General features: G+C 52.8%; 33 protein-coding genes and 1 pseudogene. 9 read left to right on the plus strand and 25 right to left on the minus strand.

The genetic code is table 11. From position 1 onward, the window contains the following. The 15 genes from ACSPHG_RS13610 to ACSPHG_RS13680 all read right to left on the minus strand — a co-directional run bounded on the left by ACSPHG_RS13610 (nucleotide 1) and on the right by ACSPHG_RS13680 (nucleotide 10,239). Nucleotides 1–1,668, minus strand: coding sequence for a phage tail-collar fiber domain-containing protein (locus ACSPHG_RS13610; protein ID WP_435954060.1), 1,668 nt, complete (start codon nucleotides 1,666–1,668; stop codon nucleotides 1–3). Then, nucleotides 1,665–2,207, minus strand: coding sequence for a phage tail protein I (locus tag ACSPHG_RS13615; protein ID WP_435954062.1), 543 nt, complete (start codon nucleotides 2,205–2,207; stop codon nucleotides 1,665–1,667). Before ACSPHG_RS13615 ends, ACSPHG_RS13610 begins: the two co-directional genes overlap by 4 nt. Next, nucleotides 2,197–3,108, minus strand: coding sequence for a baseplate assembly protein (locus ACSPHG_RS13620; protein ID WP_435954063.1), 912 nt, complete (start codon nucleotides 3,106–3,108; stop codon nucleotides 2,197–2,199). Before ACSPHG_RS13620 ends, ACSPHG_RS13615 begins: the two co-directional genes overlap by 11 nt. Next, nucleotides 3,105–3,470: a GPW/gp25 family protein gene (locus tag ACSPHG_RS13625; RefSeq protein ID WP_435954064.1), complete on the minus strand. Its 366-nt coding sequence runs from the start codon at nucleotides 3,468–3,470 to the stop codon at nucleotides 3,105–3,107. The genes ACSPHG_RS13620 and ACSPHG_RS13625 overlap by 4 nt, the downstream gene beginning before the upstream one ends. After that, entirely contained in the window at nucleotides 3,467–4,087 is a 621-nt protein-coding gene (locus tag ACSPHG_RS13630; protein ID WP_435954065.1) for a phage baseplate assembly protein V, read from the minus strand. Before ACSPHG_RS13630 ends, ACSPHG_RS13625 begins: the two co-directional genes overlap by 4 nt. A 180-nt stretch (nucleotides 4,088–4,267) precedes the next feature. After that, entirely contained in the window at nucleotides 4,268–4,900 is a 633-nt protein-coding gene (locus ACSPHG_RS13635; protein WP_435954066.1) for a phage virion morphogenesis protein, read from the minus strand. After that, nucleotides 4,901–5,368 carry a phage tail protein gene (locus ACSPHG_RS13640; RefSeq protein WP_435954067.1) on the minus strand — a complete coding sequence of 156 codons (468 nt, stop codon included), beginning with the start codon at nucleotides 5,366–5,368 and terminating at the stop codon, nucleotides 4,901–4,903. Between the two features lie 2 nt (nucleotides 5,369–5,370). After that, on the minus strand, nucleotides 5,371–5,907 hold the full coding sequence (locus tag ACSPHG_RS13645; RefSeq protein WP_435954068.1) for a DUF2514 family protein: 537 nt from the start codon (nucleotides 5,905–5,907) through the stop codon (nucleotides 5,371–5,373). Then, nucleotides 5,904–6,293, minus strand: coding sequence for a M15 family metallopeptidase (locus tag ACSPHG_RS13650; RefSeq protein ID WP_435954069.1), 390 nt, complete (start codon nucleotides 6,291–6,293; stop codon nucleotides 5,904–5,906). Before ACSPHG_RS13650 ends, ACSPHG_RS13645 begins: the two co-directional genes overlap by 4 nt. Further along, nucleotides 6,286–6,615 carry a phage holin, lambda family gene (locus ACSPHG_RS13655; protein WP_001514729.1) on the minus strand — a complete coding sequence of 110 codons (330 nt, stop codon included), beginning with the start codon at nucleotides 6,613–6,615 and terminating at the stop codon, nucleotides 6,286–6,288. The genes ACSPHG_RS13650 and ACSPHG_RS13655 overlap by 8 nt, the downstream gene beginning before the upstream one ends. Nucleotides 6,616–6,624: 9 nt before the next feature. Further along, nucleotides 6,625–6,828, minus strand: a complete 204-nt coding sequence (locus ACSPHG_RS13660; protein WP_435956017.1) for a tail protein X — start codon at nucleotides 6,826–6,828, stop codon at nucleotides 6,625–6,627. Next, nucleotides 6,828–7,316: a head completion/stabilization protein gene (locus ACSPHG_RS13665; RefSeq protein ID WP_435954070.1), complete on the minus strand. Its 489-nt coding sequence runs from the start codon at nucleotides 7,314–7,316 to the stop codon at nucleotides 6,828–6,830. Before ACSPHG_RS13665 ends, ACSPHG_RS13660 begins: the two co-directional genes overlap by 1 nt. A 99-nt stretch (nucleotides 7,317–7,415) precedes the next feature. Then, the gene (gpM, locus tag ACSPHG_RS13670) at nucleotides 7,416–8,261 is read right to left on the minus strand and encodes a phage terminase small subunit (RefSeq protein ID WP_435954071.1); all 846 of its coding nucleotides are present in this window, start codon (nucleotides 8,259–8,261) and stop codon (nucleotides 7,416–7,418) included. A gap of 44 nt (nucleotides 8,262–8,305) precedes the next feature. Then, nucleotides 8,306–9,361, minus strand: coding sequence for a phage major capsid protein, P2 family (locus ACSPHG_RS13675; RefSeq protein ID WP_435954072.1), 1,056 nt, complete (start codon nucleotides 9,359–9,361; stop codon nucleotides 8,306–8,308). 38 nt (nucleotides 9,362–9,399) lie between these two features. Next, on the minus strand, nucleotides 9,400–10,239 hold the full coding sequence (locus tag ACSPHG_RS13680) for a GPO family capsid scaffolding protein (protein ID WP_435954073.1): 840 nt from the start codon (nucleotides 10,237–10,239) through the stop codon (nucleotides 9,400–9,402). A 146-nt stretch (nucleotides 10,240–10,385) separates the two neighbouring features. On the opposite strand from ACSPHG_RS13680, the pseudogene ACSPHG_RS13685 reads away from it, so the two are divergent. The 3 genes and pseudogenes from ACSPHG_RS13685 to ACSPHG_RS13695 all read left to right on the plus strand — a co-directional run bounded on the left by ACSPHG_RS13685 (nucleotide 10,386) and on the right by ACSPHG_RS13695 (nucleotide 14,225). Continuing rightward, nucleotides 10,386–12,102: pseudogene (locus ACSPHG_RS13685) on the plus strand (terminase large subunit domain-containing protein). 2 nt (nucleotides 12,103–12,104) lie between these two features. After that, entirely contained in the window at nucleotides 12,105–13,154 is a 1,050-nt protein-coding gene (locus ACSPHG_RS13690) for a phage portal protein (protein WP_435954074.1), read from the plus strand. A gap of 567 nt (nucleotides 13,155–13,721) precedes the next feature. Further along, entirely contained in the window at nucleotides 13,722–14,225 is a 504-nt protein-coding gene (locus ACSPHG_RS13695; RefSeq protein ID WP_435954075.1) for a DUF4760 domain-containing protein, read from the plus strand. Between the two features lie 37 nt (nucleotides 14,226–14,262). Here the strand turns inward: ACSPHG_RS13695 and ACSPHG_RS13700 are convergent, their stop codons facing one another. Further along, on the minus strand, nucleotides 14,263–14,517 hold the full coding sequence (locus ACSPHG_RS13700; RefSeq protein WP_435954076.1) for a hypothetical protein: 255 nt from the start codon (nucleotides 14,515–14,517) through the stop codon (nucleotides 14,263–14,265). Nucleotides 14,518–14,769: 252 nt separating this feature from the next. Here ACSPHG_RS13700 and ACSPHG_RS13705 point away from each other — a divergent pair, with 252 nt between their 5' ends. Further along, nucleotides 14,770–15,033 carry a type II toxin-antitoxin system RelE family toxin gene (locus ACSPHG_RS13705; RefSeq protein WP_435954077.1) on the plus strand — a complete coding sequence of 88 codons (264 nt, stop codon included), beginning with the start codon at nucleotides 14,770–14,772 and terminating at the stop codon, nucleotides 15,031–15,033. Nucleotides 15,034–15,203: 170 nt separating this feature from the next. Further along, the gene (locus ACSPHG_RS13710; protein WP_435954078.1) at nucleotides 15,204–15,578 is read left to right on the plus strand and encodes a helix-turn-helix domain-containing protein; all 375 of its coding nucleotides are present in this window, start codon (nucleotides 15,204–15,206) and stop codon (nucleotides 15,576–15,578) included. A 75-nt stretch (nucleotides 15,579–15,653) separates the two neighbouring features. Here the strand turns inward: ACSPHG_RS13710 and ACSPHG_RS13715 are convergent, their stop codons facing one another. The 8 genes from ACSPHG_RS13715 to ACSPHG_RS13750 all read right to left on the minus strand — a co-directional run bounded on the left by ACSPHG_RS13715 (nucleotide 15,654) and on the right by ACSPHG_RS13750 (nucleotide 21,000). After that, the gene (locus ACSPHG_RS13715) at nucleotides 15,654–18,146 is read right to left on the minus strand and encodes a replication endonuclease (RefSeq protein ID WP_435954079.1); all 2,493 of its coding nucleotides are present in this window, start codon (nucleotides 18,144–18,146) and stop codon (nucleotides 15,654–15,656) included. 2 nt (nucleotides 18,147–18,148) lie between these two features. Continuing rightward, nucleotides 18,149–18,976, minus strand: coding sequence for a DNA adenine methylase (locus ACSPHG_RS13720; RefSeq protein WP_435954080.1), 828 nt, complete (start codon nucleotides 18,974–18,976; stop codon nucleotides 18,149–18,151). 69 nt (nucleotides 18,977–19,045) lie between these two features. Continuing rightward, nucleotides 19,046–19,438 carry a hypothetical protein gene (locus tag ACSPHG_RS13725; protein ID WP_435954081.1) on the minus strand — a complete coding sequence of 131 codons (393 nt, stop codon included), beginning with the start codon at nucleotides 19,436–19,438 and terminating at the stop codon, nucleotides 19,046–19,048. Between the two features lie 27 nt (nucleotides 19,439–19,465). Continuing rightward, on the minus strand, nucleotides 19,466–19,705 hold the full coding sequence (locus tag ACSPHG_RS13730; RefSeq protein WP_435954082.1) for a DUF3927 family protein: 240 nt from the start codon (nucleotides 19,703–19,705) through the stop codon (nucleotides 19,466–19,468). Next, a complete protein-coding gene (locus ACSPHG_RS13735) occupies nucleotides 19,705–20,136 on the minus strand; it encodes a tellurite resistance TerB family protein (RefSeq protein WP_435954083.1) in 432 nt (143 codons plus the stop codon). Before ACSPHG_RS13735 ends, ACSPHG_RS13730 begins: the two co-directional genes overlap by 1 nt. 86 nt (nucleotides 20,137–20,222) lie before the next feature. Next, nucleotides 20,223–20,453 carry a phage filamentation protein Fil family protein gene (locus ACSPHG_RS13740; protein WP_435954084.1) on the minus strand — a complete coding sequence of 77 codons (231 nt, stop codon included), beginning with the start codon at nucleotides 20,451–20,453 and terminating at the stop codon, nucleotides 20,223–20,225. After that, complete coding sequence (locus tag ACSPHG_RS13745; RefSeq protein WP_435954085.1) at nucleotides 20,450–20,647, minus strand: DUF4761 family protein; 198 nt, start codon at nucleotides 20,645–20,647, stop codon at nucleotides 20,450–20,452. The genes ACSPHG_RS13740 and ACSPHG_RS13745 overlap by 4 nt, the downstream gene beginning before the upstream one ends. 8 nt (nucleotides 20,648–20,655) lie before the next feature. Continuing rightward, nucleotides 20,656–21,000, minus strand: a complete 345-nt coding sequence (locus ACSPHG_RS13750; protein WP_435954086.1) for a hypothetical protein — start codon at nucleotides 20,998–21,000, stop codon at nucleotides 20,656–20,658. Between the two features lie 91 nt (nucleotides 21,001–21,091). On the opposite strand from ACSPHG_RS13750, the gene ACSPHG_RS13755 reads away from it, so the two are divergent. The 3 genes from ACSPHG_RS13755 (at nucleotide 21,092) to ACSPHG_RS13765 (ending at nucleotide 22,871) form a co-directional block, all read left to right on the plus strand. Continuing rightward, nucleotides 21,092–21,373, plus strand: a complete 282-nt coding sequence (locus ACSPHG_RS13755; protein ID WP_435954087.1) for a helix-turn-helix domain-containing protein — start codon at nucleotides 21,092–21,094, stop codon at nucleotides 21,371–21,373. A gap of 30 nt (nucleotides 21,374–21,403) precedes the next feature. Then, on the plus strand, nucleotides 21,404–21,700 hold the full coding sequence (locus ACSPHG_RS13760; RefSeq protein ID WP_435954088.1) for a helix-turn-helix domain-containing protein: 297 nt from the start codon (nucleotides 21,404–21,406) through the stop codon (nucleotides 21,698–21,700). A 193-nt stretch (nucleotides 21,701–21,893) separates the two neighbouring features. Then, complete coding sequence (locus ACSPHG_RS13765; protein ID WP_435954089.1) at nucleotides 21,894–22,871, plus strand: phage integrase; 978 nt, start codon at nucleotides 21,894–21,896, stop codon at nucleotides 22,869–22,871. Between the two features lie 184 nt (nucleotides 22,872–23,055). Here the strand turns inward: ACSPHG_RS13765 and ACSPHG_RS13770 are convergent, their stop codons facing one another. Continuing rightward, entirely contained in the window at nucleotides 23,056–23,802 is a 747-nt protein-coding gene (locus ACSPHG_RS13770; protein ID WP_435954090.1) for a MipA/OmpV family protein, read from the minus strand. Nucleotides 23,803–24,228: 426 nt separating this feature from the next. Here ACSPHG_RS13770 and yeaG point away from each other — a divergent pair, with 426 nt between their 5' ends. Continuing rightward, nucleotides 24,229–26,163 carry a protein kinase YeaG gene (yeaG, locus tag ACSPHG_RS13775; RefSeq protein WP_435954091.1) on the plus strand — a complete coding sequence of 645 codons (1,935 nt, stop codon included), beginning with the start codon at nucleotides 24,229–24,231 and terminating at the stop codon, nucleotides 26,161–26,163. Nucleotides 26,164–26,202: the final 39 nt, after the last annotated feature.

Consider the following 26,202-nt stretch of genomic DNA (forward strand, 5'->3'; position numbering starts at 1 on the left):
TTAGTTTCCTATCTGAACCCAGCCGCCGCTGACCGTCTTAATCATGAGTGAGCGGTAATAAAAACCCATTGTCCGGGCGTCGCCCAGGTCGGCACGCAGGTTAATTCCAGTCATATAGCAGCCTGTCGGCGCTTCCCAGTTTGTTAACGTTGTGTGTCCTGCATTGACAATTGCCTGGCTTCCCCGCTGCGCCGTACTCACATATCGCGCGTCGCTCTGGGCTTTTGTATAAGCTTCACCTGCGGGGGTATAGCTTCCTTTTGCCTGATAACGCCCGTCAGATTCAGCTTTGGTATAGGCGGTACCGGTCGGAGTGTAGTTACCCTTTGGCTGATAACGTCCGTCGGATTCCGCTTTGGTATAGGCGGTGCCGGTCGGAGTGTAGTTACCCTTAGCCTGATATTTCGCGTCGAAATTTGCGTAACTGCCCGGGATAAACTGCCCGTCTTTTTTAAAGTTAAAGTTCGTCGTGCCTCCGGCACTGTTTAAATAGTGGATGTAGAAGCCGCCCTCATTTACCAGCGTTCCTCCCGACCAGGTTGAATTGGCCTGGGCATAATGCTGCTTAAATAAAGGCCAGTATTCTGAGGTGGCGGTGGTATTGATGTTCTGGAAAATCGGCGCACCTGCGGTGTTCTGATTTACCCACGATCCACGCCCTGTATCTGCAACCGATATCTGCCCTGTCATGGTGCCGCCAGCAAGCGCCAGCGCTGCAACATCGGCGGCACTTAGATTCACATCTGCGCTGAGCGCTTTCCCGTTAATCTTCCGCCCTGCGGGTACGCGGCCATTGGCATTATCATTCGCCGCCTTGACGGCTTTTGGCGTGGCGGCCAAAGTCTCACTGGCGCTGTCCGTGGAGCTGCTGAGTTGGACAATTCCCTTGCGCCCGGTCGTTGCATCCTGCGCGATGTATTTTCCGTTAGCCAGGTCATACGCCGTTTTCACCGCTTTGGGCGTGGCGGCCAGCGTCTCACTGGTGCTGTCCGTGGCGCTGCTGAGCTGGACAATGCCCTTGCGCGCGGTCGTTGAATCCTGCGCGGTGTATTTTCCGTTAGCCAGGTCATAGGCAGCCTTAACCGCTTTTGGCGTAGCCGCCAGCGCCTCGCTGCTGCTGTCGGTGGCGCTGCTGAGCTGCGCAAATCCCTTCTCATTGAGCGTGGCGTCGGGGTGCCTGCGGGACTGCTCGTGCTCGGCGATTTTCTCGTCGACGTACTCCTGCGTTGCCATCACCGTGGTGGTGTCTATAGTCAGCTCAACCGAATCGATCGCACTAATGATAATCACCATCCGCAATGTCTGTGCACGTCCCGATCCCTCTTCCAGCAAAGGCTTATAACTCTCAGCCATGTTCCCCACGGCGACCATAACGCCGGTATCGTCATATAGACCCAACTCACGCATCCAGAACCCACCGACCTCTGGCGGAATGACCAGTTCGGCAACCACGTAATTATTATTTTTTTCATCAACAGAGATTTTATTAAGGGCCGCGCGGTACGTCTCGTTAATCAGCCCGTTCTGGTTTACATCTGGCGTGGGCAGCGTTCCACCTCCATCCCCTACCGCCATTTTGGTAATATTAATTTTTGTACCGCCCGCAGTAGCGGCAGCAAACCGCGCTGCGCCAAGAGTGGTAATCAGGGTTAAATATTTTGTGCTCATAGTCCTTTTAACTCCGGGTAAACGGTCATAATGTCGCCGTCATAACTGAGGCCACCCACATATAAATAACCGGGAATATCTTGGATAATATTCAAACCGATCATGTGGCGGCTTACAGCCTTCGCATCAGCAATAAGGCGTTCCATTTCCTGATACATTTCTTCTGTAATACCGCTTTCAAGTACGCCGATATCTACGCGAAATGTGCCCGCCTCTTCGTTGGTTTGCCACCATTCTGTAATGTTTAACAGATAGCCCAGCGGCTCAACTACACGCCTGATGGCACCAATAGTTCCTTTGTGGCTGTGGATGTAGTACGCGGATGCAATAACGTTGCGCTTGGTTTTTGCAGGCCAGGTTTCATCCCACGAATCCACTGAAAAAGCCCACGCAAGATAGGGCAGCAAGTCAACCGGGCAGGTATACGGATCCCAGAGCTGACGCAGTGGTACCCGCACTTCCGCCAGAGAGGCGCAGACACGGGCGGCAACACGCTCAAGGCGCGTTGAGCTGGGCGGCGTAAGGGTTTTACTCATCATATCCACCAACCGTAATGGTGTAGCCGGTGCAGTGGGACGCCTGAGTATCATCAAGCACCATATCCGTCAACGGCTGCGCCAGCTCAACCCTCTGCACCCCTTCGACGTGCAATGCGGCATAGATGGCGGACAGCCGAATATCACGCCCCAAGCGGCGCTGATCGGCAATGTACGCCTGTAACTTCCGCTCCGATGCCTGCCGGATGGGTTCAGACTCCGGCCCAGGATAGATATACAGCGTGGCAACAATCTCATAAGGCACGATCTTCGCCGCCTGTACGGTCACACGATCGGCAACCGGCCGCACATCTTCGCCATTCAGCGCGCTGGCAACAATATCGATCAGCTCTTGGTTGGCGGTGCCGTCACCCTCGCGGGAAAGCACGGAGACAGTGACGCAGGCAGGCGTTGGGCTGACGGCAGACACATCAGCAACGCGCCCATCAGCAGACAGGCCGAAAAATTCATATGCCGCCGTTGGCCCGGCGACGCTCAGCCCCTCAAACGCTTGTGGAGTACGGACGCGCAGATCGGCATCCGATTCCATCACAGCAGGAACGGGCGGTACAACGCTGTCATCTTCCGGCGTGATAGTCAGACGCTTCACGTTGAAGTTTGCTGCCAGCTGATCAAGATCGCTGCCCACGGAGTACGCCACCATTACCGCTCGCGCCGCTTCGTTCACGCGCTGACGTAGCAACAGTTCGCGGTAACAGTTTTCTTCCAGCAGCATGGTGATCGGCTCAGACTCCAGCGAGAGGGTGCGCCTGATAACGTCCTGCTCATCTTCGGGGTAAAGCGCGATGAATGCCTCTTTACGCTCACTGAATAGCGTTTCAAAGTCCAGCGGCTCCACCACTACCGGAGGCGGTAATTGTGAAAGGTCAATAGTTCCGCTCATGCCTGCACCTGCCTGCCGATCGTTACGTCCGTGGTAAAGGGTGATTGTGTGTCGGTACGGCTAGCTTTGATGGTGGCAATCATCTGCCCTGCCCCGATTTCCGTCAGCACAATATTAGTAAGTGAGATACGCGGCTCCCAGAGGAAAAGCGCACTGTATATCGCGGACATAATGCGAAGGCGCGTTACGGCGTTGCCTGGCTGGTCAATCAGGTTATTGAGCTGCGAGCCGTAGGCACGGCGCATAACGCGAGAGCCAACCGGCGTTAACAAAATGTCGTTGATGGATTGAGAAATATGCTCGTTATCGGTGAGCGCTTCGCCGGTTTCGGCGTTCATCCCGCTATATCTTGCGCTGGTCATTTGATGCCCTTAGACCAGCTATTGCCGGACTCAATCCCGCCGTGGTCATGCTCATAAGGCTTAACCCCATTGATCGACATGGTTCCGGTGAAAGCCCCGTTAAGCTCGCCGCCTTCTGTTGCTGAAAACGTCTTACATGAAAGCTGCTTAGTGCAGATCACTTCCGGCGTATCAAAGGTGATTGAGGTTGTTGCAGTGCAGGTAATTTGTGGGGCGGTTGCCGCGATGGAGTCAGCAGCCTCAACGGTTGCGCTCTTCACACCCGTAACAACTAGCGCACCGGATTCCGGGTCATAGGATATTTTCGCGCCGTCAGGGAACAGGATTACATCTGACGCCGCGCCGCTATCCGGTGGCTTCACGTTGTCGCTGTACAGGCTCCCCCAGATGATCGCATTGTCAAAGTCTCCGCCTGGAGACAAAAGCAATACCTGCTCTCCCGGCGTTGGTGCCCACCATGTAACCGCAGTTCCCGCCCTCAAGGTTGCCCAGCGGATCCAATCGCCATCATTACCACCGCTTTTCACGCGGGCAACGTAGCGATCATGATCGACTTCGGTCACGGTACCGACGCGGACAACATTACAGAGCAGGCGGTTGAGTTCATTCAGGTTCATAAGCTGGCTTGCGTTATTAAATTTATAGCCAGTTTCATGATCCACGCGCGCGTAAGCAACGCGCTGGCATTGTCAGGGATTGGTAACAATGGATGGTGGCACCGGCAGACACTGCCAGCTATGACAGTGGCGGGAATAAACATCGAGCACCGTCATTTTTAACAGTGCTGCAGGAAGGGTTCAGGGTTGCAGAAAACTGACGATTGTATCCGCCAGCCAGTCAAGATCGCTTTCCGTAAAGCCCAGCAGTTCACGCGCCGGGTAACGGGTACGGGCACCGGGTGCCACGTTATCAACCTCACCATACTGGTGAACGCTGGCAATCTCGGCGGTATGCCCGGAGTAACCCACCACGGCGGCGCTGGCGGTACCGTATGCCTTGAGAAAGCGAGCGGTACGCAGACGGCGGAACATCTTTTCTTTGCTGGTTGAAGTGCGCCTCACCTGGCTGACATTGATTTCAATGTAGCGCTGAATATCCCGCTTAAAAAAAGTGCGCAAACTCCCTTTATCAACATCGTAACCAGTGATAGAACGATGCTCACCCCGCCCGGTTGTGTTCCAGTTAGCCAGCTCTCTAAGCTCGTTGTGCCAAAGAAACTTTATCCCCCCTTGGGATCGCCTGCTCTTTTTTCGGCGTGGGGTGTAGCTTTCGCCGCTGGTATTCTTCTGGTTGTTGATACGTTGCTGTTGGCGTTTACGTAGCCCGATAGCAACATCACGAGAGAGTATGCGCCGTTCTACTGGTGTCAGGCTTTTTGCTACTTGAGCAAGGTAGGTATCCAGTTCATGGAACAGAGGATCAGCATTCATTTAGTCCGTCCACGTTTCGCCGCTTACCGTATCTTCAAAGACCAGTGACCAGGCACCAAGCTCCGGCCCCGGCATAGGATCAGCGCGGTGATGTATGACCGGCTTACCCTCTTCAACTTTTACAACAACCGCCTCACTCGCCTGAATTTTGATGAGTATATCCATGGTGGAATTGCTCAGGATATCCGCTTCAAAGGTAATTCCATCGCGGGCGCGGTCAGGGTTGAATAGTAGTTCAGGCTGATACAGGCGCGCCCATGCCAGAATTGGCAGGCTGAGGGAATCCAACGGCTCAGGGTAATCCATCGCCAGCACCTCAATGGTGTACTCATATTCAAACGAAGCGGAGCGCTGCCCTGTGCTCACCATGCGTCCCTTCTGGACGAACACCGCCAGATTATCAGGGTTGTCACGCAACCACGGCACCGCGTGGCTGATGTGCTTGCGCAGCAGATCGGGTTTTAACATCGCTATTTCTCCACCGCTTTGGCTCCTGCCAGCGCATCATAAGCCGCTTCACAGGTCAGCCCTCGGATCCTTGCCTGATCAGCAATTGCCGCCAGTTCTCCCGCTCGCTTGTCAGCGCGGCGGAACAGCTCGGCAAGCAGTTCGCTGCCGGTGGTGCCTGCCGGGCCTTCGCTGGCAGTTGCGGCACGGCGGGCGCGCTCACTTGCTGCCAGTCTGGCGGCGAGTTTTGCGGCTTCGTCATGCAGCCCGTCAGAAACAGCGCGGGCATGGTCAGCATCAGCAGCGGCCTGAGCAATCTGCCCCTCGGCCCTTTTCTCAATCTCATCTATTTCACCTTGTCGGCGCTGCTCTTCGGCTCTGGCTTCTGCCTGCCGCTTTGCCAGCGCGGTAGCATCGTCGGCATCCCGCTGTTTCCATTTCAGTGCCCAGGCTGTATTAGTCTGGTGGGTGCCGAACCACGAACCAGAAAGGAACGTGCCACCCAGAACTAAAGCAACCAGAAGGCCGCGCCAGTGCCGCCTGAGCCAGTTCAGAATCATGCAGGGTACGCCGCATAAGGAAGCTGGAAGTGAGGGCCATCTTTTAGCGTTTTCCAGTCGCCACCCCACTCAACGGGAATATTCAGCTCCTTGCCCGCCTGTTTGAAGGCTTCGGAAATCTGCTGATAATATTTCCAGTCCCATGAGCCTGCCGGAGTGGGATAAGCAAACACATCAACCGCATGGCCTGAAATATGCCTGCTGTTCATCGTCTGACTTTTGCCCTCAGCAACAAGCTGCTTTTGTCGCTCTACAGTGCGCAGCCCTTCGGTGATACCAAAATCAACGGCAGAAAGTTGAAGGGCACGGCGGACGACTTTCATAAGGTCAGCGTTAACACCTTTCAGGTTATTTTCACTTCTTTGACTGAATTTAAATTCACTCATTTCCTTTCGCCCCTCCAATACGGGTTTCAATAAAACCGGTCACTTTGTTGCGTACCTTGTCAGCACCCATAAAACCAATGGATGCGCCCACGAAGGTAACGGCATTCGACGGCAAGCCCAGATACTCCAGCGAACCGGCAACCGCCAGCGTAACGATCCCGCAGACCAGTGAACCGGTGGCGGTTTTCAGCATTGACTGACCGTCATACAGACTCATAAGCGCCGATATGCTCAGCGCAGCGCCTGCCGCATAAAGCGTCGGCAGATAGGTAGCAATCCATTTCATTGTTTGTTCCAGCATCCCCGTAGGTACGTCGCTCATGGCAACCTCTCAATCCCATAGCTGCACGGTTTCCCGCTGGGTGGGTGGTGGTAATTCGGGAAGATAAACAGCCTGCCCGGCACTCAGCAGCGGGCCGCTGTCGCACAGTCCCGGATTGGCTTCATGCACGGCTTCGGTTACTCCCGCCGTCCTGCCGTAATACCGCCAGCAAAGTTCATCAACGGTGTCATCCTGCTGCGCCTGCACGTTCATTAGCACAGCTCCGCAAGGCCGCGATCTTCATTCTGGATATCGCGAATCGACCAGCGAACATCACGCCAGAGCGTATCTATCTGGGTGCTGAGCGCCTGCGCGTGGTCTTCCCCTTTACTGGTGGTATCAATATCGCGATACCCCTCTATCAACAGGGCTTTGGTTAGTGACCAGACGGCATTTTTATAGCGCCAGACCTTCACCGATTCGCCATTCACCGGATCGGCGGGGATCTCCGCCAGAGTCTGATAACCAGCATCAACCTGAACCTGACGCCACAGAAGAAGCTGATCGTTAACGTGGGCCACGGCCTCAATGGTGCGGGACATAAGACGATCGGTTGTTACCTGCCCGTCAAGGCGCATCGCGCGGCGCAGGTCAGCCAGCACGATCACAGGCCAGAAAGGCAGGCTCTCAACTTTTGCGCCGCCATCGTCAGGCGCGGGATCTGATGGCGGCCTTACCGGTTCAGTGGCGACCAGGCTCATACAGGTATCTCCATAAGGCAGGCGGTGGACGGCGTGACGCAGTAGAGGCCGGGCCTTATTGCGTCACACCGTGCCGCCTGGTGCGCGGGGGCACATTCGTTATGACTTCGCGACTTTGCGCGTCGTCTTGTTCTTTGCTGCCGGTTTTGCCTGGCTGTTTTTCGGCTTTTTGGCTGCGGTAGTGCGCGGCGCTTTCTCCGGCGCAGCTTTCGCGGCCTCTTGCTGCGCTTCCGGCTTTACCGGTGGCGCATCGCCCTCGCCTTCTCCGCCGCTGGCTGCGGTCAGCTTTTTGATATTGCGATCCAGCAGTTCGATATCACGCGCCACGCCAATTTTTGCGTTGAGCCTGATAGCTTCCTGCAAATGCGAGCGGGCAAGCTGCTGGGATTCAACATCCTGATTAAGGCGCACGGTGTACCCCATGACCTTAAACAGCTTGGCCCTTACCTGATCGGGCATATCTTCATGGGTGGTGATGCCGTTCAGCGCGTTGAGGTTGTCAATGCCCACGCTCGCCTTTGCCGGGTTTGCTTTGAAAGCGGCAAGGATGGGATCGCAAATCTCTTCAACCAGTACCGTGGCAGTGGTGCGCTTGTACTGGTCAGGCATCGGGATTTTATGGCGCAGCACGTACTGCCCTATCCGCAACGCCTGCGCAATATCACCGGCATCCGCCGCCCAGATCATTACGGTGGTGATCACCTCATCCGCCTGGCCCGTATCGGCTGCCAGTACGCCATCAATCCACGGCTGGTAATCCGGTAGGCGCTCGCTTTTCAGCTTCGCCTTAGCGGCGTTTGACTGGACGCGGCTGAGGTCGGCTTTATCCATGCGCAGGCGAAAAAGTATTTGCTCATAGGCAGTTCTTTCGGCGGTGGTTGTCCCGCGATTACTGCGGCGCTCAGCCATCACGCGATCAAAGTGTTTTTGTGCTGGTGTTAACATTTATGCCCCCTGAGCAGGCCAGCAAGGTGCTGGCCTGCGGCGTCTTATGCTTCCGGTTCTGCTGTCGCAGGTTCGGCTGCCGTGATGCCTTCGATCAGACAGCCATAGCCGTAGTCTTCAATGACGTAGGCATCATTCGAAGAGCTGTACGTTGAGACACGGTTATATTCCGGCTCCTCAACGATGCGGCGACGGTGCCCGCCTTCCTGCCAGTAGATGGACAGGTTTTCCCAGGAGGTAATGAACATGCTGCCATCAGGGAAGAATGGCGCGATGAATGACGGCAGATTGCCGATCGTTTTACGCGAGGCAATCAGCTGCCCGGCGAGCGCTTCGGAGTTCGGGTTATTGGTACTGACGGCGTTGATGATTGGGAAAGAACGGTTAACCGTCAGATTACGCCCGGTGATGACCACCAGATCGGGCGAGTCCTTGTACCACTCATCCATAAGCGAGTTGACCGCATCAAATACGATGGAGTCGTAGTTACCGTAATCACCTTTCGCGATCACCTGGTTGGTATCGTCACGGCTGGTCACGGTGACATTTTTCATCACGCGCTGAGCTGCGTTAGCACGGTACTGCTGGAGCCAACCGATGCCACAATCCTGTAACAGCGGGTTAGCGCCGCGGTCTGACTTCTCCGCATAGCTGGTACCGTTGAAGCCGATCATGATGCGATCGAGCGCAATACGCTTGATGATCTGATTGCTGAGGCGCTGCTGAAAGTCCGGGAACTTTGCCCAGGCATCAAGCTGCGTGTACGGCGTAAAGGTATCGGCGTTCACCTTGTTACAGGTGTACTTATTCGAATCCAGCGCCGCCACAGAGGTAGGCTGACGGCGATCCGTGGTGGAATTGTTGGTACTGGAAACCGGGCCGCTAACGCCCAAACCGATTTTTTCACCGGTCTGATCGTTAACGCCGTAAATGTTAATTTTTTTCAGCATCTCAGACGACTGCTGGATCTTATCCTCAAGCGTTTGCTCAACGCTCGGATCAATGCTGTACGCTTTGGTGATGTGAGCAGCACTGATATGGTTCAGCTCAGCCTGTCGCTGAATGTACTTATCAAACAAATCGCGGGTTGTATTACGCATCTTTTTTTCCTTTCCTGAGCCTGACGCACTGAGCCTTATCAGCAATCAGCCAGATGTTGAGTTGATTGACCATCGCCGCCAGTTGCAGGCGGGCGCTGGTTGTACTGCTCGGCGTCCTGGCCTTTCAGTTTCTCTTCCAGCGCTTTGAAGTCCTTACGCAGGCTTTCCAGCTCGGTGGCGTCAGCCTTGCCCTTCACCGCAGCAGAAAGCTGGGTAGTGCTGTCCAGCAGCTTGCCCTGGCTCTCGGCAATGGCCTCGATAGCCTCACGGTTTTCACCGTTCTGCTGGCTAAACTGCTGCTGCGTACCGCCCAACAGCGCCTTAACACGGGCAAAGAAGTTTTTGCCTTCATCCTGCGGCGGCTGTTCATCTTCAAATTCCATCGTGGATTCAACGGCGGCGGTGAAGAAACAAGCCGGATCATGCTTACGTGATGCCAGTGGGTTAACGGTGTTTTTAGAGCAAAACTCCATCATTTCCGTGCCCAGGCTGGCAGGGCTATCGGTGCAGGCCAGCCCCATCAAGTAGGCTTCGCCGGTATCTGCAAAAGAGGGATGTACTTCGATGCTGTGATAAATCTTCTGGCGGTTCTTTTTCATGGCAACCAGATCATCAGTGGCATCAACCTGCACATACAGGCCCAGCTTGCCCTTTAACTCTCCCTCAGCGATCTCTTGATAGCTGGCGGTAATAACATCGCCATAAGCACGGAAATCACTGTTGGGCGAATAGCCCCGGAGGTGCTCCAGATTGACGCGGGCACCGTATACGATTGGGTTATAACGTTGAGCCATCTGCACAATGTGCTGACGCTCCAGCGTCCGACCGTCGCAGGTGGCACCCTCGACAGCAACGCGAAATGGTTTTGACTTTGGCATGTCGAAATCCCGAATGAGTGAGTGATATTAACCAGTGCCCCTATCATTCCCGCCGCAGCCTAAACGCGCAAAGCGTTGCCGTTGTTGCCGTTTTCCGACAATGACAACCCGAAGCGACACGCGCGCGGGCGCGGTACTCTGCCACCATGAAACAGACTTCCCACGATGAGCCACGGATTGCCGCTAAGGTCATGTACTGGCAGGCATACAGCATCACGCAGATCGCCAAATCGATCGGCGTGAGTACCAACACCCTGTATTCATGGCGCCGCCGCGATAAGTGGGACGAGTCCACCGCGCTGGAGCGTGTACAGGATCGGATGCAGGTGCGGCTGTTACGCCTGACGGAAAAGCCAGACCTGACGGCGCATGACTTCAAGACCATTGACCTGTTAACCCGGCAACTGGTGCGGATGGAGCGCGAAGAGCGCCGCAGCGAAGAGAAAGGCCGCGAGAAGAAGCCGAAAAAACCACTTTACGGAAGAGCAGATCGGGGATCTGCGCGCTCTGGTGCTGGATTCGCTCTACGAGCATCAAAAACGCTGGTACAAGCAGCGCGAACGCCGCAACCGTTTCATCCTTAAGAGCAGGCAAATCGGTGCCACTTGGTACTTTGCCCGCGAAGCACTGTTACGGGCGCTGGAAACCGGCAACAATCAGATCTTTCTGTCAGCCAGCCGCGCCCAGGCGTTCCAGTTCAAGAAGTTCATCCAGCTACTGGCGGCGCAGGTTGGCGTTGAGCTTAAAGGCGGCGACGCCATCACCCTGAGCAACGGCGCAACGTTTTATTTTCTCGGTACATCGGCAGCAACAGCGCAGAGCTACACCGGCGATCTGTATCTTGATGAAGCATTCTGGATTAATAACTTCCTCAACCTGCGCAAAGTTGCGGCAGGCATGGCAACCCACGAAGGGCTGCGCCGTACCTACTTTTCCACGCCATCCAGTGAAGAACATGAAGCCTATAGCTTCTGGACTGGCGACCTTTTCAACAAGGCGAGGCCCAGAGCTGAACGGGTTGAAATAGACGTCAGCCACAAGGCACTGAAAAACGGCAAGCTGGGCGGGGATGGGATCTGGCGGCAAATTGTCACCATCGAAGACGCGGTAAAACTCGGCTTCAACCTGGTGAAGCTGGAAACCATTAAGGCGGAAAACTCCCCGGAGGATTACGACAACCTCTACCGCTGCCGCTTCGTCACCGTAGGCGAGCGCGCCTTTAACTACAACGCCATGATCGGCTGCTGCGTTGATGGCTTTAACGATGATGTTTGGCCCGACTGGAACCCGTTCGCCCCCAGACCGATAGGCGATCGCGGGGTATGGGTTGGCTATGACCCCAACGGGGGAAGCGGTAACGGTGACTCTGCCGGGCTGGTCGTGATAGTTCCGCCAGCGGTGCCGGGCGGTAAGTTCCGCATCATTGAGCGCGTCCAGCTTCGTGGGATGGAGTTTGAGGAGCAGGCAAAGGCCATTCAGTCACTGACGGAGCGTTACAACGTCCAGCACATCGCGATCGATGCCACTGGTATTGGTGATGCCGTCTGGCAACTCGTAATTAAGTTCTTCCCGCTGGCGGTGAAGTACCAATATTCCGCCCCACTCAAGCGGGCCATGGTGCTGAAAGCGCTCATGCTTATCCGTGCCGGTCGGCTGGAGGTGGATGCGGGAATGCTGGATCTCGTCCAGTCATTTATGACTGTTCGCAAGGTGCAGAAAGGCGGGGTTATGACCTACGTTTCCGACCGCAAACGCGGCAGCAACCACGGCGATCTAGCCTGGGCATCAATGACAGCTTTGTATAACGAGCCGATCGGCAGCGAAAGCGGCGGCGGTAGTGACAGTTTTGTAGAGGAGTTTTAAACGTGAGCCGCAAAAAGCAAAAGTTTCAGGCCAAAGAGCCGCTGCAATCTGCCACGATGGAGGCCAGTGCGGTTGAATCATTCAGTTTTGGCGACCCGATAGCCGTCACCGATCGCAGTATGTTGTTGGATTGTATGGAGTGCGCAGATAACGGCGTATATTTTGAACCACCGATCAGTCCCTACGGCATCGCCCGAATGTTTGATTCAACGGCCTATCATCAGTCTCCGCTGGTCTTTAAGCGTAATGTGATCACATCCTGCTACATCCCTCACCCGATGCTGAGCAGGCAGGAAATGAGCGCGTGGGTGCTGGATTATCTGGTATTTGGCAACAACTACATGGAGGTACGCCGTAACGTGCTGGGCGAGCCTATTGCGCTGAAACATGCCCAAGCCAAATATACCCGGCGCGGCAGCGACTTGAAAAAGGATCAATACTGGTTTATCACCCGCCGCGATGCGGACTACCCATTCAAGCCAGGCAGCATCTGCCAAATAAAAAACCCCAGCATCCACCAGGAGATCTACGGCGCACCTGAATACATGGCCTCGCTACAGAGCGCCATGCTCAACAGTGAAGCGACCATGTTCCGCCGCAACTACTACATTAACGGCAGTCACGCCGGGGTAATCGTCTATCTGACCGACCCGATCGCCAACAATAAAGACGTTGAGAGCCTGAAAAAGTCATTGAAAGATGCGCGCGGCGGTGGAGCTTTTAAAAACCTGTTCGTATACGCAGCTGGCGGGAAGAAAGACGGCTTGCAAATCCTGCCATTCAGCCAGATAGCGGCTAAGGACGAGTTTACCGGCATCAAGGACGCAACGCGGGATGATATGCTTGCCGCGCACCGCGTCCCGCCTCAACTGATGGGGGTGATGCCAGGCAACGCCGGGGGGTTTGGCGACGTTGAGAAAGCCGCCCGCGTCTTCTCCATCAACGAGCTGACGCCGATACAGGAAAGCCTGAAAGAGCTGAATGACTGGCTGGGCATTGAGGTGATCCGCTTCAACCCTTACGCCCTGGCAACCCCATCAACAGCCGCCTGACCATTCAAAAAGATTGACGTATCACCCTGTCAGAGGGTGAGCACAGCCACCCCGAAAGCTAAACGCCATATAAGCCCCTCAGCGCCACGCTGTCAGGGGCTTTTCTTTTTCACCCCCTCACCGGCCACCACGCAACCGCATCAAAACAGAGCCGCACAGACGCGAAAAAGGGCATTAACAGGTATACCCTCCTTACCCCCTCAGCGCGCGATGGTTCCCCCGCCTCGCCCGCACACAAAACCCCCTTCTTTTTGTGCAAACTTGCAGACCACAGCAGGCCGCGCCGCGTCTGGGCTTGTATGGAAAATGTATCATCAAAAAAATTGTGCGAAAGTGCGCACTTTTGCGCAACGAATCAGACCCCATCTATTTGACTAAAGATTACCTTTAGGGTAATTTTCTACCCATGACTTCACTAATACGTGATTTTCACGAAAAGTGAACCTGACAAATATTTAAAGGGGGTTAATATGAAAAGATTATTTGATGAGTTCGACGGCTTCTAAGCTGAATCTAACCTCTACGAGGCGGGGACTTTAACCCCGCCTTTTTTATGGATGAAAAATCATGACCTTAGACGCCACAACCTTGCAAATTATCAGCAACGCTATTGTCCTTCTTGGTGTGATTGTCGCCATTGGTACGATTATCTATAACGTCCGCACGGCAAAGAAAACGCAGACAGCTATTTTTTTGTTTGAGAGCCGTCAGGACAAGCAATACATTGAATCTCTACATATCCTCAAGCAGGTGCATCGCTCAGGAAAATCTTTCCGCGCTTACGTATTCCCTTGTGAAGGCAAAGCGATCACAGAAGAAGAAATGATAGAGCGCCGCAAGTTTCAGTACATCCTGAATTTTTACGAAAGGGTTGCCGTTAGCATCCGTGAAGGTATTTATGATGAGCAGATGATCAAGCGCACATCCTTTACCACCGTGATCGAAACATACGATATTGCCGAACCCTTGATAAAAGCTATCCGAGAACACATCAAATCAACTACAACATATCAAGAATTTGAATGGCTGGTTAAACGGTGGAAGAAAAAGCCACTGAAGAAAAACAGGTAACAAGCACCACTGAAAAGCCGTCTGACAGGCGGCTTTTTCAACGTGGCGTTGCATCGTCAATTCCCCGTTCTAAAATTCCCATCTGGATCGCACAAAAATCAATTACGGCCCCTACCAACTCAGGATCATTAGCATAATCCTGCACCAGTTCAGATCGACTGTAATTCAAATTCTGCCCCCTGTACTCCCAATCCCAAAACATAGTCAATATTGGACCATTTCTTTCAAAACGTACTCTTGCTTCGGGCCTAATTTTTCTTGCCTCTATCGTGAGTAAGCCTTCAATTGCCATAGTGGAATTTACTCCCATGCAGATGGTGAAGTTAAAAATATAGACCTTTATAGGCTCACTCCCAAGGTGCAACACCTTAAGATTAAGATCTTACTCTGTTTTCATATATAAATCATGGAGATAGGGCAATCCTCTCATAAAATATAGGGTTTGATATAGGGAAGCGTTGACAATATAGGGCTTGCACCCTATATTATCAACAGTCCCGTGAGGGGCGTGTTCTTTAACAATTTACCTTTGAGGCTTGTCATTATGACAATTATCCAATGGACCGGTAAGGCCGCTAAGGACTTACGCTCTCTCCCCTCAAACGACAAGAAGGCTATCAGCGAGAAAATAAACTCAATGAAGTCTTACCCGGACTTAACTGGGCTGGATGTAAAAAAGCTCACGGATCAGAATGGGAAGTATCGGTTGAGGGTTAAAAACTATCGTGTCCTGTTTGAATTTGTAAATGAGGAAACGGTAGTAATTGAGATTCAGCGCATTTTGCGCCGAACGTCCACTACATACTAAGGCGAGGCGGGGGGCTTCCCCGCCCCACTTAGACTCAAATGGTAAATAAAATCATTCAACAACTAATGGAGAATTTAATGTCAACAAATCACTTAAACAGTAATCGAATACCATATACAAGATTGAGATAAATGTTTGTTATATCAGTGACATAATCTAGGATTAAAGTGATGGCTAACATTCAATTTATCACTGACAGTAGAGGTCAAAGAATCTCTGCGGTAGTGCCGATTGAACTGTTCGAAAGATTAACTCAAGATAGCGATATCGCAGAGTTATACGAGCCTGTTCAAAACGAAACCGGCACATCTGATAACGTTCGATACCCAAACGATGTTATCAACATACTTGCTGAGAAAGGTTGCACCATGCAAGCTGCATGGCGCATCTACAGAGGCTTGACGCAAAAACAAGTCGCTGATGCATTAGGCATAAAGCAATCAACAGTGTCGGAGTTCGAGAAGTCAGAGCGTCCTCGCAAAGACAACATTGAACGGCTAGCTACACTGTATAGATGTAGTCCTGAGCAACTTACTCTCGAGTAATAAATATGCCCCGGAAACGGGGCATTTCATTTATCCTTTCTAACTTCTTTCATATCTACAGCCGCAATATTCCTATCAACATCCCCCTGTCAACTTCCGCCAACGACTGATTAGTGTCTCGGTCTTGTAAAGCGCAAGTGCTTTACGCCAAGGTTGATCGGTGCCGGCGATAATCAACTCACCCGTAACCGGATGCGCGCGATACACGGAATCGAGTACCGTCACTTCATTACCGCGCGCCAGTTGAATGGCCTGCGGTTTACTGATCTGTACTTTCTTGACCTGCGCCCATGACTGAACCAGCCCAGCCAGACCAGCAATTGCCGGTGATAACACCTGCTCTTGCTGCCTGATCGCGTGGGCGGCTTTGAGGTAACTTTCTGCCCGCTGGGTATCATATTCGGAACAGTCGCCGCTGGTAATGCTGTGCGCCAGCTCCTCAAACTCATCAGCAGGCGATTTCTGCCGCTGCGGTTTGTGGTTATGAAGGCTTTCACGTACCTGTTTTCGCTGTTCCTGAGTCAACTGACCGATCTCAAACTGTTCCGGCCCTTCCCGCTCAGCTGGCACTGTCATTAATGACGGTGATCCGGGCGGTGAATTTGTTCTTTTTTTGACCTCAGTACAGTTATTGACACGAGTCCTAGAGGGCGCGGACGCGCCCCGAAGGTCAAAATCAAAGTCAACGGCCTGCCCGGAGTCGTCTACAACTTCCGGTTTCTTACGCACAATGCGGTAGGTATGCAGGCGGGTTTCAATTGGCGGGATGTGAACGGCTGGCATCATCAGACCTTTGATAAGATCCAGATACTCGCCGTAATCATTTGGCTCGTCTTTCTGCTGGTACCAAATGCGCAACGGTAGATCACGGCGGGCAACCAACGCCCCGCCCTGCAATTGGGTGTATTGCTGCCAATCGCCAGCATCCGCAGCACGGTGCAGCTCAGCAAATAGCGGGTTTATCTTGTCGGCCTGTTCCTGATTGCGGAACCGGCGCAGCTCGCGCCAGACAGATACCGGCGCGCCGCCCAAAAACTGAAATTGACGGATGCCCCAGCACGATGCCCAGGCGGTAGCGTGTTTTGATGTTTCTTTCAGCGGCCTGCCGCTCTCGTCGTCTGTTTCACCGTCGAGCGCGTAGCCGTCAATATTCTTACTGATGTACTTCACCACGTAGCCAGTGGCGCTGCCGATTTCCTGATCGATCGGCTTCATATCAAAACGCGGCTGGTTGCCGTGCTTGCCTTGTAACTCTTCCGCATCCTCGCGGGTGGCATAGTCTTCCATCACTTCCAGCAGCTCGGCGGAATGCTCCGGCAGGGAGAACAGCAGGCCGTGCCAGTGCGGCGTACCATCGTGGTGAGACTCAGCCACCCGCAGGCCAAAAACCGGAATTTCACGGCGGGCCAGCTCAGCGCGGATCTGTTGCCATACCCGATTAAGATAACGCTGCGTGGCTCTTGGGCTGGCACCATTCCATTTGGCATTACGATGACCGAATACGGTATATGCGTGGTATTTGGATGGCGCAGTCAGAGTAAAAAACTGGCCCGTGTAGCCGCTTTCGGTGGCAACTTTCTCAAAGCCGCCGATACGGGTCATAAGTTCAACGCGGCGCAATGCCGGGTTAGATATGCTCTTATCGATCTGCTCAATAAGCGAAATACGCTCTTTGGTGTCCTGGTCTTCCAGCTCAAGACGGGCCATGATCACGCGGCTGCGCTTGCGCCTTGCATCCCACTCATCAACGTGGTGTTTACTGCAATACGGCGCAGCGCCTCGCTTTACATCACCAAAGGCAATGTGCAGGTGCTCACGCCAACGCGCGGCGTACTTTTTCAAGTTACGGTGCCAATAGCGATCATCCAGCATCTTGCTAATGCCAGTAGTTGCCTCATCAATAAAGAGCGCTCCCCGGCAATACTTTGCCCAGCTCGGAGGCGTCAGGAAGAAAAGCCGCGCGAGGATAGCCGCTTCGGTGTAAAGGTATCCGGCATATTTCCGATCACTCTGCGTCTCTACTGTTTCGTGAACTTCACTCAACACAGCCCGCATATAGATAGCGATATCCTGCGCCAGTAGCTCAACATCTTCCGGCGTGAAGTCCGGCAGGTGGTTAAAGCGCTCAACCAATCCATGCAAAGTGTTAAACGTGTGGTAAAGCGGGTTTAACCCTTTGAATGCTGTATCAGCCTGAGATTTAGCCTCATCGGTCATCGCAATAGCGTATTGCTCATTCACCATATTGATAGGCGGCAGATCCCTGCGGATGATATCGCGCAGCGCCAGACGGGCGATGTGTCTGCCCTTCATGGTGTGAATGCTGTCGATGCGGGAAGCCAGACGCAGGCGAATAAAGCGAGGTAGCGGCGCAAGGGTAGCTTTTACCCACGCCAAAAACTCCTGTTCTTGACGCAGCTCGACTAGATCAACAACGGGAGTCTTATCAACAAAAATGGCAGCTTTTGGCTTCTGCCATTCGTAATCGTACCGGGTGGCGTCTGGTGCGCTACCCGGATACGGAGGTGGCGGCGTAGGGACGCCACGCCCTTTTGTTCCGGCGGTCATACTTAAACTATGTCCAGAGTGCCGATCACTTCTTTGGCCCTCTGGCGGTTGCTGGCGTCAGTGCTTACAGAGCGCTGAACGTTGATTTCATGCAGCCGGAAGCGGTGGTAGATCTCGCGGGTGGTTTCGGTGTCGCTGTTGGAAATGACAACCGGCGCGCCATATTTGCGGTTCACTTCCAGCAACTCAGTCGCTAACTGGCGGTGGTGCTCCTCGGTAAATGGTTGGGTGTGGTATTGGGTGAAATTAGCGGTATCGCTGACAGGCAGATACGGCGGATCGCAGTAGATGGCTTCATCCGTTCCAACCATCACCTTGATGGTGTTTTGAAACGAGCTGCACAGGAAAATAGAGTTGGTGTCGTTAGCCTTCTCAGCGAACTGGCGGATCTCCGCCTCCGGGAAGTAAGGCGCGGTTTTATGCTGACCAAACGGCACGTTATAACCGCCGCTCTGGTTGTAACGCACCACGCCGTTGTAACCGTGGCGGTTGAGGTACAGAAACAGAGCCGCGCGGGCCACATCAAGCAAGCCTTTTGTACCGTTAAAAATGCGGCGGTTCTGTAAGTATTCCTCTTTGGAATTACCGGGCGCAAAGAGCGGGCGGGCAAGATCGATCACCAGCTCAGGATTGCTTTTAACTTCACGATAAAGGCGGATCAGGTCTGGATTGATATCCGCAAGGATATAGCGGCGATAATCGGTATTGAGGAACACGGAAGCGCCACCAACAAAAGGCTCAACGAGGCAATCAGTCTTTGGTAAATGCGGCAGTAATTCAGGCATCACGCGGCTTTTGCCACCGGGCCATTTGAGTAGAGATCGAATCATCTTGCTTTCTCCTGGGTGCAGGAAGCCCGGCGCGGTGATGCGCCTGACTACTGGTTAATCATTCAGTGGTTAATTGACTGCGCCATCCGGCGCGGGTGGTGGTGATTCGCGTAACGCCTGCATTTCAAGGCGCGGCGCAGCATGATCGAGAAACTCCCACGGCAGCGCTGCGGCTAGCTCGGCAAGACGCTTAATGCCCAGCATCAAGCTGGCTTTATCCTGATCGTTAAACTGCTCAAAAGTCATTGAGATATGGGCATGAGTCAGCAACGGCAGACCCTGAAACCGCCGCGCGGCTTCGTTTGCCAGCAGGATAATCGCCTTTTTCTGAGTCTCGCCCAGACGGTTGAAACGGCTGGCCGTGTCATTTGTGCGGGAAACTGAAATGCTCGACTGCAAACGCGCGCACTGTTCAAGGAACATCTGCCGCCCGGATACTGATTTCTCTTGTCCGATACTCATTACCCTATCCCCCATCACTGCCGCTTATCAGGCGCGCCACTCGAAAGTAACGCCCCGGATAAGCACCGGTTTCCCGGTGCCTTTCTTACTCGTCGCCCTGCTGCTCTTTGGCTGGCTTAATCGCAGGCCATACCAGAACAACGAGCGCCCCACGAAGAACAGATCGCCAACCGCTGAGAGCAGATAGCTGGTGTAGTCCACCGCTACCACCATGAAAGCCAGCAGCAGAACCAGCGCAGGCCGCAACATGCTCAGCACCTGACTCATCAGATGTAATCCTCAACGCGCAGGCCCAGACGACGCCCAACCTCTTCCAGTACCTTCTGCTCTTCCGGCTCGATCTCGCCGTCAGATTCGGCAATGGTCAGCATGTTGACGAAGACTTCCTCAGCCTCCTTTTGGTCGTTTTTGATATCTTCGATTTCACGCAGGATATTCATGCGACCAACACGGAAACCTGCTTCAAGCTGTTCAATGAAGCGGGTGATCAGCGCGGTGATTTCATTGCCGTAATGGCTCAGGCGGGGATTGGAGCGCAGCAACTGATCGAGCTTTGCGGTTTCCTCTTTTTCAATTGCACCATCAGCAGCAGCAACCAGCAGACAGCCGCCAACAATGGCCTCCATCAGATCGCGGTTTTCAACTTTCTTTAATTCAACTTTTACAGCAGCGGTTTTTTTCTTGAACATGCCAAACATAATTAACCCCTTTTTTGGGTGAGTGAATGCGCCATCACTTAATAAAGTGACGACAGGTAGAAAAAGTTTTATCTATTACTTAATTACTAAAGCAGCTTTCTAAATAACCTTGCTAAGGCACTAAATAAGCCTTTGTTTATCTTCTTCGTATAAACAAAAGGCTTACTCGCACCTTTAATAAAGCGCACCTTATTTGGTTCCGGTTTAAAGAAACGCCCGTCCGGGCATTCAATCCAGCCGCGTGTATTGCGGTAGTGCGTGACCTGACAGCCGTGCTTTAACAGGCTGGCAAGTGATGGGCTTTGCTCTCCGCTCATTGGTGTGGTTCCCCGTCACGAATAGTATCAACAGTTTTCATAGCTTCCGATAATGCAAAATCGCGCCCAAAATAATTACCGTTATTTAAAACGCTATATGCGGTTTTCATGGTAATAGAATTACGCGGGCATTTATGAATAGTGAATCCACGATATACAAAGCTGTGCTTACTTAGCTGAATTAATGCGCTCATATTCAAACCTAAAAAGCCGAAGCTTTATCAAGATGATTAAAGCTGTCTAAATACATGCGAGCGTAATACGCCACCATGTTTACCTGTAGCAACTCCCTGCGCCCTGGCATCGTTCGTGGCACCAGTGGCAGATACCTGCGCTCGGCATCGCTTTGTACCTGGCGCAGATCCATACCGTAGAACTCTGCAAACTCTTTTAAGGTCATGCGCGGCTTTATGCCCTTCTCCGTCAGATGAGCCAAGGCCAGCGCCGTGGCTTCACGTTCCTTAGTACCGCAAACAGGCATTTCGGTGATTTTACGTACTTTTGAAGACGCGGCCTTTTCATTGATCCTTTTACGCGTTGTCGTCATGGGCTATCCTTTACGATCGGTTTAGATTGGTTTCGATGGGCCCTATATAGGTCCTGTCGTTATTAAAGACCCTATATAGGTCCCATGTCAAATGAAATTGAGTGAGAAGATTAAAGAGATCCGTGAGAGTGAAGGACTGAGCCAAGCTAAGTTCTGCGACATCATCGGGTTGTCAGTGAGCACCCTTAAGAAATATGAAGGCGGTAAATTTGAACCGGGCGGAGATGCTCTTACAAAGATCACTCATCATCCAAGATTCATGAAATACACCCTTTGGCTGATGACCGATCAGATAGCCCCAGAATCTGGGCAGGTTTCGCCCAATTCAGTAGGCCAACAAGAGTCCATTCGACCACCATCGAAAATGGCGTGAAATTTAGCAAAATCACATAGGACTCACACGATGACGCTTGGCTTGAAGTTACGTGAAATTAGAGAAGCGGAAGGGCTAACACGGGGAGAAATGGCAGAACTTACAAAAATCCCTGTGCCGACAATGAAGCGGTATGAAACCGGTCGGATCTCTAAAATTGGCAGCGATACCTTAACAAGATTCACCATGCACCCAAGGTTCAAAAAATATACGCTGTGGCTAATGGCAGATCAGATAGCACCAGAATCCGGGCAGATATCCCCGGCTCTCTCCCCTGATGGGCGAAGCGAAACAATCAGCCCCCAAAAAGGCCACAAGGTTGGTTAGTACTTTACAAAATATATAAAAAATGGGGTCAGGGTGGTATTTGCAGCGAATTAGTGAGCTTTATTGAACAGTAATTTCGTTTTGTCGATTTATAAATGTGATAAGGATATTGTATGAAAAATACTTTTATATTCAAAAACGCCATCCCACCTTTACGTAATGCCTGGTTCTGGTAACTCGCTGCATATTGTATATGACTATTAAATCATTAGGCTCTGATGGCTGGATGGTTGATGTTCGCCCTCAGGGGCGCACTGGGAAACGCATCCGAAAAAAATTCCTTACCAAAGCCGAAGCTCAACAATATGAGCGCTGGGCAATCGCCACCCATCACAATAAAGAATGGGTTGATAAGCCCAGGGATCGGAGCGCTCTAAGCGAGCTTATTACCCTCTGGTGGGATCGCTGCGGCAGCACGCTGAAAGATGGCGAAAACCGCCACGTAAAACTAAAGGCTACCGATCGCCGGTTAGGTTTCCCACGCGCAATCGACGTTACGCCCGAAGCGTTTGCCCAGTACCGCGCGCAACGCATCACAGATGGCATTGCCCGTAAGACCGTCAACAATGAGCATCGCGACCTAAAAGCGATGTTCAACAAGCTGCGAGAGCTTGGCCTGTTTCACGATCAAAACCCATTAACTGAACTCAGCGAACTGAAATTACCGCAAACGGAATTAGGCTTCCTAACTAAAGACGCGATCCGCCGCGTTCTGTCAGCTTTCGAAGGCGACAACCTCAAAGCGGCAAAGCTATGCCTTTCTACAGGTGCCCGCTGGAATGAAGCGGCGAGACTCACACGCGATCGCGTATATAGTGACCGAGTTACTTACACCGAAACCAAAAACGGGCAGCACCGTACTGTACCCATCACGGCGGCACTGGCGCAGGAGATCACAGAGGGTGAAGGCCGGTTGCTTTTCCCTAACATTGATTACGATCTGGCGCGTAAAACACTCAAACGCGTAGCCCCTGAAATACCCGCAGGGCAGGCAACGCATGTTTTCCGCCATACCTTTGCCAGCCACTTCATGGCGAACGGCGGCAACATCCTCGTTTTACAGCGCATCCTGGGGCATTCCAATATCAACCAGACGATGGTTTACGCGCACTTCTCGCCTGATCACTTGGCTGATGCTGTTACGTTAAACCCGCTGGTAAACCTCGACTGACCCCCTCCCAAAATGACCACAAACGAAAAAGCAGTGATCCACATTTTGACCACACAGGTTTGATTTAGAGGGGTTTTGGTTGGTTTCGTTGGGGGGTTAACTGCTTGATTTTGATATAACTTACTGTTTTTAAAGACATAAGAAAGGGGCGCAAGCGCCCCGTAACTATGCACAAAATGCACTATCAGAAACTGTAGGTGACCCCAGCGGAGAAGACGCTTGACCAGGATTTATCCACCATCGGACTGTCTTTGATTTCATCGCTCAGGCGGTTGTAGCGGCCCGTGCCATAAACGCTCCAGTCTGGCGCAAATTTGTAGCTCGCGCTGAGTTCAATGTACGGGTTCCAGCCATCGTCCGCATCATAGCTGTTCAAACCGCTGCGGCGTGATTCGCTGTGCGAAACGCCGTAGTAGTAATCGTTGTAGTGCGCGCTTTGCCATTCCACGCCGATACCCGGGGTCAGCGTTAAGCCGCCGTTGGTGTAGCGGTAAAGCCACGCCAGATCCCAGACGATACCGTTGTTGTTGTCCAGCGTATCGCCAGTCAGCGCCGTACGCAGGAAACCGTATTCAGTATTGTGGACATAGGAAAGGCCAGCCATCATGGTGCTACGACGCTTGTCCAACCGACGCAGCTGGTTGTTGTCGCTATCGCCCGGTTTGAAATAGGTAGGCGAGTAATAGGCCATGATTGAAAGCTTATCGGCCTGGTCGTTCCACAGATAATAGCCACCGCCTAAACCGCGGAACCAGAAATTATCGCCCTCGTAGGTCACCACCGGCACTGGGTACACATCACGGTCATACTGTTTGTACGGGCTGGTTATTACGCCAACGCCCGCGCCAACAGACCACTGATTTGCCGCGATCGCGGTGCTTACTGAAGAGGCGATAAGTACGCTCAGTGTCAGAATTTTGAATTTGGTCACAATCCATTAAGTCCTTTAATCAAATAATCAGCGTGAGAAGTGTAACCGCCCTTGTCCGTCTTCCCAAATTTTTTACCAAAAGCCAATAATTGTTCAACCTAAAATCTTCGCGCAAACGTGTGACGCCAGGCTTTCATTTCTGTGACGTTCGGGTGAAACGGCACGCGACCGCTTAGCACGTGAGGATATTTATTTGGATGAGTTATTGATATGTCATTGAAATTGGAGCGCGGTGCCATGCAAGTTTTCCAAATGCCATCTACGCTTTATTTTAGGAAGGTGAATAACTCTGACGGCAGTACCACAAGCACCACAACAGCTAGGTTGGCATAAGGGTTGCTGTACTCAGATTACGTCTTCCGGGAGCCCACATTACTATTACCTTTGGCTCTCTAACCTGTGCTAAAAACGAAAGGACGGCATGCCATGAATATATTCGATCACTATCGCCAGCGCTATGAAGCTGCCAAGGACGAAGAGTTCACACTGCAGGAATTTCTTGCCATCTGTAAGCAAGATCGCAGTGCCTATGCCAATGCGGCAGAACGGCTATTGATGGCCATCGGTGAGCCAGTGATGGTGGATACTGCCACAGAGCCACGGCTGTCCCGTCTCTTTTCGAACCGCGTAATCTCGCGTTACCCCGCGTTTGAAGAGTTCTACGGCATGGAAGAAGCCATTGAGCAAATCGTTGCCTACTTGAAGCATGCCGCTCAGGGGCTGGAAGAGAAGAAGCAGATTCTTTACCTGCTGGGCCCGGTAGGCGGCGGTAAGTCCTCGCTTGCAGAACGCCTGAAGGCGCTGATGCAGCGCGTGCCTATTTACACCCTTAGCGCCAACGGCGAACGCAGCCCGGTAAACGACCACCCGCTGTGCCTGTTTAACCCGCAGGAAGACGCGTCAATCCTTGAAAAAGAGTACGGCGTCCCGAACCGCTACCTCGGCACCATTATGTCGCCATGGGCGGCAAAACGCCTGCACGAGTTTGGCGGCGACATCACCAAATTCCGCGTGGTGAAGGTCTGGCCTTCTATTCTGGCGCAGATCGCCATTGCGAAAACCGAACCGGGCGATGAGAACAACCAGGATATCTCGGCGCTGGTTGGTAAAGTTGACATTCGCAAGCTGGAAAACCACGCCCAAAACGACCCGGACGCCTACGGCTATTCCGGCGCGCTGTGCCGCGCCAACCAGGGCATCATGGAATTCGTCGAAATGTTTAAAGCGCCGATTAAGGTGCTCCACCCGCTGCTGACCGCAACCCAGGAAGGGAACTACAACGGGACGGAAGGCATTTCCGCCCTGCCGTTCAACGGTATTATCCTCGCGCACTCCAACGAATCGGAGTGGGTGACCTTCCGTAACAACAAGAACAATGAAGCCTTCCTTGACCGCGTTTATATCGTCAAGGTGCCGTACTGCCTGCGGATTTCCGAAGAGATCAAAATCTACGAAAAACTGCTTAACCACAGCGAGCTGTCCCACGCGCCGTGCGCCCCCGGCACGCTGGAAACGCTATCCCGCTTCTCTATACTGTCGCGCCTGAAAGAGCCGGAGAACTCCAGCATTTACTCTAAAATGCGGGTTTACGACGGCGAAAGCCTGAAGGATACCGATCCGAAAGCGAAGTCCTATCAGGAATATCGCGACTACGCCGGTGTCGATGAAGGCATGAACGGGCTGTCCACGCGCTTCGCGTTCAAAATCCTCTCCCGCGTGTTCAACTTTGATCACGTAGAAGTGGCGGCGAACCCGGTACACCTGTTCTACGTTCTGGAACAGCAAATCGAGCGCGAGCAGTTCCCGCAGGATCTGGCGGAAAAATACCTCGAGCACCTGAAAGGCTACCTGATCCCGAAATACGCCGAATTTATCGGCAAAGAGATCCAGACGGCCTATCTTGAGTCCTACTCAGAGTACGGGCAGAACATCTTCGACCGTTATGTCACCTACGCTGACTTCTGGATTCAGGACCAGGAATACCGCGACCCGGATACCGGCCAGCTCTTCGACCGTGAATCCCTGAACGCGGAACTGGAAAAAATTGAAAAACCAGCCGGCATCAGCAACCCGAAAGATTTCCGAAATGAAATCGTCAACTTCGTGCTGCGTGCTCGCGCCCACAATAATGGTCGTAACCCTAACTGGACCAGCTACGAGAAGCTGCGCACGGTTATAGAGAAGAAAATGTTCTCCAATACCGAAGAGCTGCTGCCCGTTATCTCGTTCAACGCCAAAACCTCGACGGACGAGCAGAAGAAACACGATGACTTTGTCGATCGCATGATGGAGAAAGGCTATACCCGCAAACAGGTGCGTTTGCTGTGCGAATGGTATCTGCGGGTGCGCAAATCTTCATAACGGCTAAGTTAAAGATGGGGCCACGCCACGTGGCCCCCC

The organism is Dryocola baronae, from assembly GCF_051297175.1.
Taxonomy (GTDB): domain Bacteria; phylum Pseudomonadota; class Gammaproteobacteria; order Enterobacterales; family Enterobacteriaceae; genus Dryocola.

Bases quoted from the DNA above. Each gene is read 5' to 3' on its own strand.
- ACSPHG_RS13740 (WP_435954084.1), bottom strand. From the start codon at position 20,453: ATGAGCGGAGAGCAAAGCCCATCACTTGCCAGCCTGTTAAAGCACGGC.
- ACSPHG_RS13750 (WP_435954086.1), bottom strand. From the start codon at position 21,000: ATGACGACAACGCGTAAAAGGATCAATGAAAAGGCCGCGTCTTCAAAA.
- ACSPHG_RS13680 (WP_435954073.1), bottom strand. From the start codon at position 10,239: ATGCCAAAGTCAAAACCATTTCGCGTTGCTGTCGAGGGTGCCACCTGC.
- ACSPHG_RS13665 (WP_435954070.1), bottom strand. From the start codon at position 7,316: ATGAGCCTGGTCGCCACTGAACCGGTAAGGCCGCCATCAGATCCCGCG.
- ACSPHG_RS13710 (WP_435954078.1), top strand. From the start codon at position 15,204: ATGGCTAACATTCAATTTATCACTGACAGTAGAGGTCAAAGAATCTCT.
- ACSPHG_RS13755 (WP_435954087.1), top strand. From the start codon at position 21,092: ATGAAATTGAGTGAGAAGATTAAAGAGATCCGTGAGAGTGAAGGACTG.
- ACSPHG_RS13705 (WP_435954077.1), top strand. From the start codon at position 14,770: ATGACAATTATCCAATGGACCGGTAAGGCCGCTAAGGACTTACGCTCT.
- ACSPHG_RS13700 (WP_435954076.1), bottom strand. From the start codon at position 14,517: ATGGCAATTGAAGGCTTACTCACGATAGAGGCAAGAAAAATTAGGCCC.
- ACSPHG_RS13720 (WP_435954080.1), bottom strand. From the start codon at position 18,976: ATGATTCGATCTCTACTCAAATGGCCCGGTGGCAAAAGCCGCGTGATG.
- ACSPHG_RS13615 (WP_435954062.1), bottom strand. From the start codon at position 2,207: ATGATGAGTAAAACCCTTACGCCGCCCAGCTCAACGCGCCTTGAGCGT.
- ACSPHG_RS13695 (WP_435954075.1), top strand. From the start codon at position 13,722: ATGACCTTAGACGCCACAACCTTGCAAATTATCAGCAACGCTATTGTC.
- ACSPHG_RS13610 (WP_435954060.1), bottom strand. From the start codon at position 1,668: ATGAGCACAAAATATTTAACCCTGATTACCACTCTTGGCGCAGCGCGG.
- ACSPHG_RS13745 (WP_435954085.1), bottom strand. From the start codon at position 20,647: ATGAGCGCATTAATTCAGCTAAGTAAGCACAGCTTTGTATATCGTGGA.
- ACSPHG_RS13655 (WP_001514729.1), bottom strand. From the start codon at position 6,615: ATGAGCGACGTACCTACGGGGATGCTGGAACAAACAATGAAATGGATT.
- gpM (WP_435954071.1), bottom strand. From the start codon at position 8,261: ATGTTAACACCAGCACAAAAACACTTTGATCGCGTGATGGCTGAGCGC.
- ACSPHG_RS13760 (WP_435954088.1), top strand. From the start codon at position 21,404: ATGACGCTTGGCTTGAAGTTACGTGAAATTAGAGAAGCGGAAGGGCTA.
- ACSPHG_RS13730 (WP_435954082.1), bottom strand. From the start codon at position 19,705: ATGAGTCAGGTGCTGAGCATGTTGCGGCCTGCGCTGGTTCTGCTGCTG.
- yeaG (WP_435954091.1), top strand. From the start codon at position 24,229: ATGAATATATTCGATCACTATCGCCAGCGCTATGAAGCTGCCAAGGAC.
- ACSPHG_RS13765 (WP_435954089.1), top strand. From the start codon at position 21,894: ATGACTATTAAATCATTAGGCTCTGATGGCTGGATGGTTGATGTTCGC.
- ACSPHG_RS13635 (WP_435954066.1), bottom strand. From the start codon at position 4,900: ATGAATGCTGATCCTCTGTTCCATGAACTGGATACCTACCTTGCTCAA.
- ACSPHG_RS13645 (WP_435954068.1), bottom strand. From the start codon at position 5,907: ATGATTCTGAACTGGCTCAGGCGGCACTGGCGCGGCCTTCTGGTTGCT.
- ACSPHG_RS13675 (WP_435954072.1), bottom strand. From the start codon at position 9,361: ATGCGTAATACAACCCGCGATTTGTTTGATAAGTACATTCAGCGACAG.
- ACSPHG_RS13640 (WP_435954067.1), bottom strand. From the start codon at position 5,368: ATGTTAAAACCCGATCTGCTGCGCAAGCACATCAGCCACGCGGTGCCG.
- ACSPHG_RS13625 (WP_435954064.1), bottom strand. From the start codon at position 3,470: ATGACCAGCGCAAGATATAGCGGGATGAACGCCGAAACCGGCGAAGCG.
- ACSPHG_RS13620 (WP_435954063.1), bottom strand. From the start codon at position 3,108: ATGAGCGGAACTATTGACCTTTCACAATTACCGCCTCCGGTAGTGGTG.
- ACSPHG_RS13650 (WP_435954069.1), bottom strand. From the start codon at position 6,293: ATGAGTGAATTTAAATTCAGTCAAAGAAGTGAAAATAACCTGAAAGGT.
- ACSPHG_RS13630 (WP_435954065.1), bottom strand. From the start codon at position 4,087: ATGAACCTGAATGAACTCAACCGCCTGCTCTGTAATGTTGTCCGCGTC.
- ACSPHG_RS13660 (WP_435956017.1), bottom strand. From the start codon at position 6,828: ATGAACGTGCAGGCGCAGCAGGATGACACCGTTGATGAACTTTGCTGG.
- ACSPHG_RS13715 (WP_435954079.1), bottom strand. From the start codon at position 18,146: ATGACCGCCGGAACAAAAGGGCGTGGCGTCCCTACGCCGCCACCTCCG.
- ACSPHG_RS13725 (WP_435954081.1), bottom strand. From the start codon at position 19,438: ATGAGTATCGGACAAGAGAAATCAGTATCCGGGCGGCAGATGTTCCTT.
- ACSPHG_RS13735 (WP_435954083.1), bottom strand. From the start codon at position 20,136: ATGTTTGGCATGTTCAAGAAAAAAACCGCTGCTGTAAAAGTTGAATTA.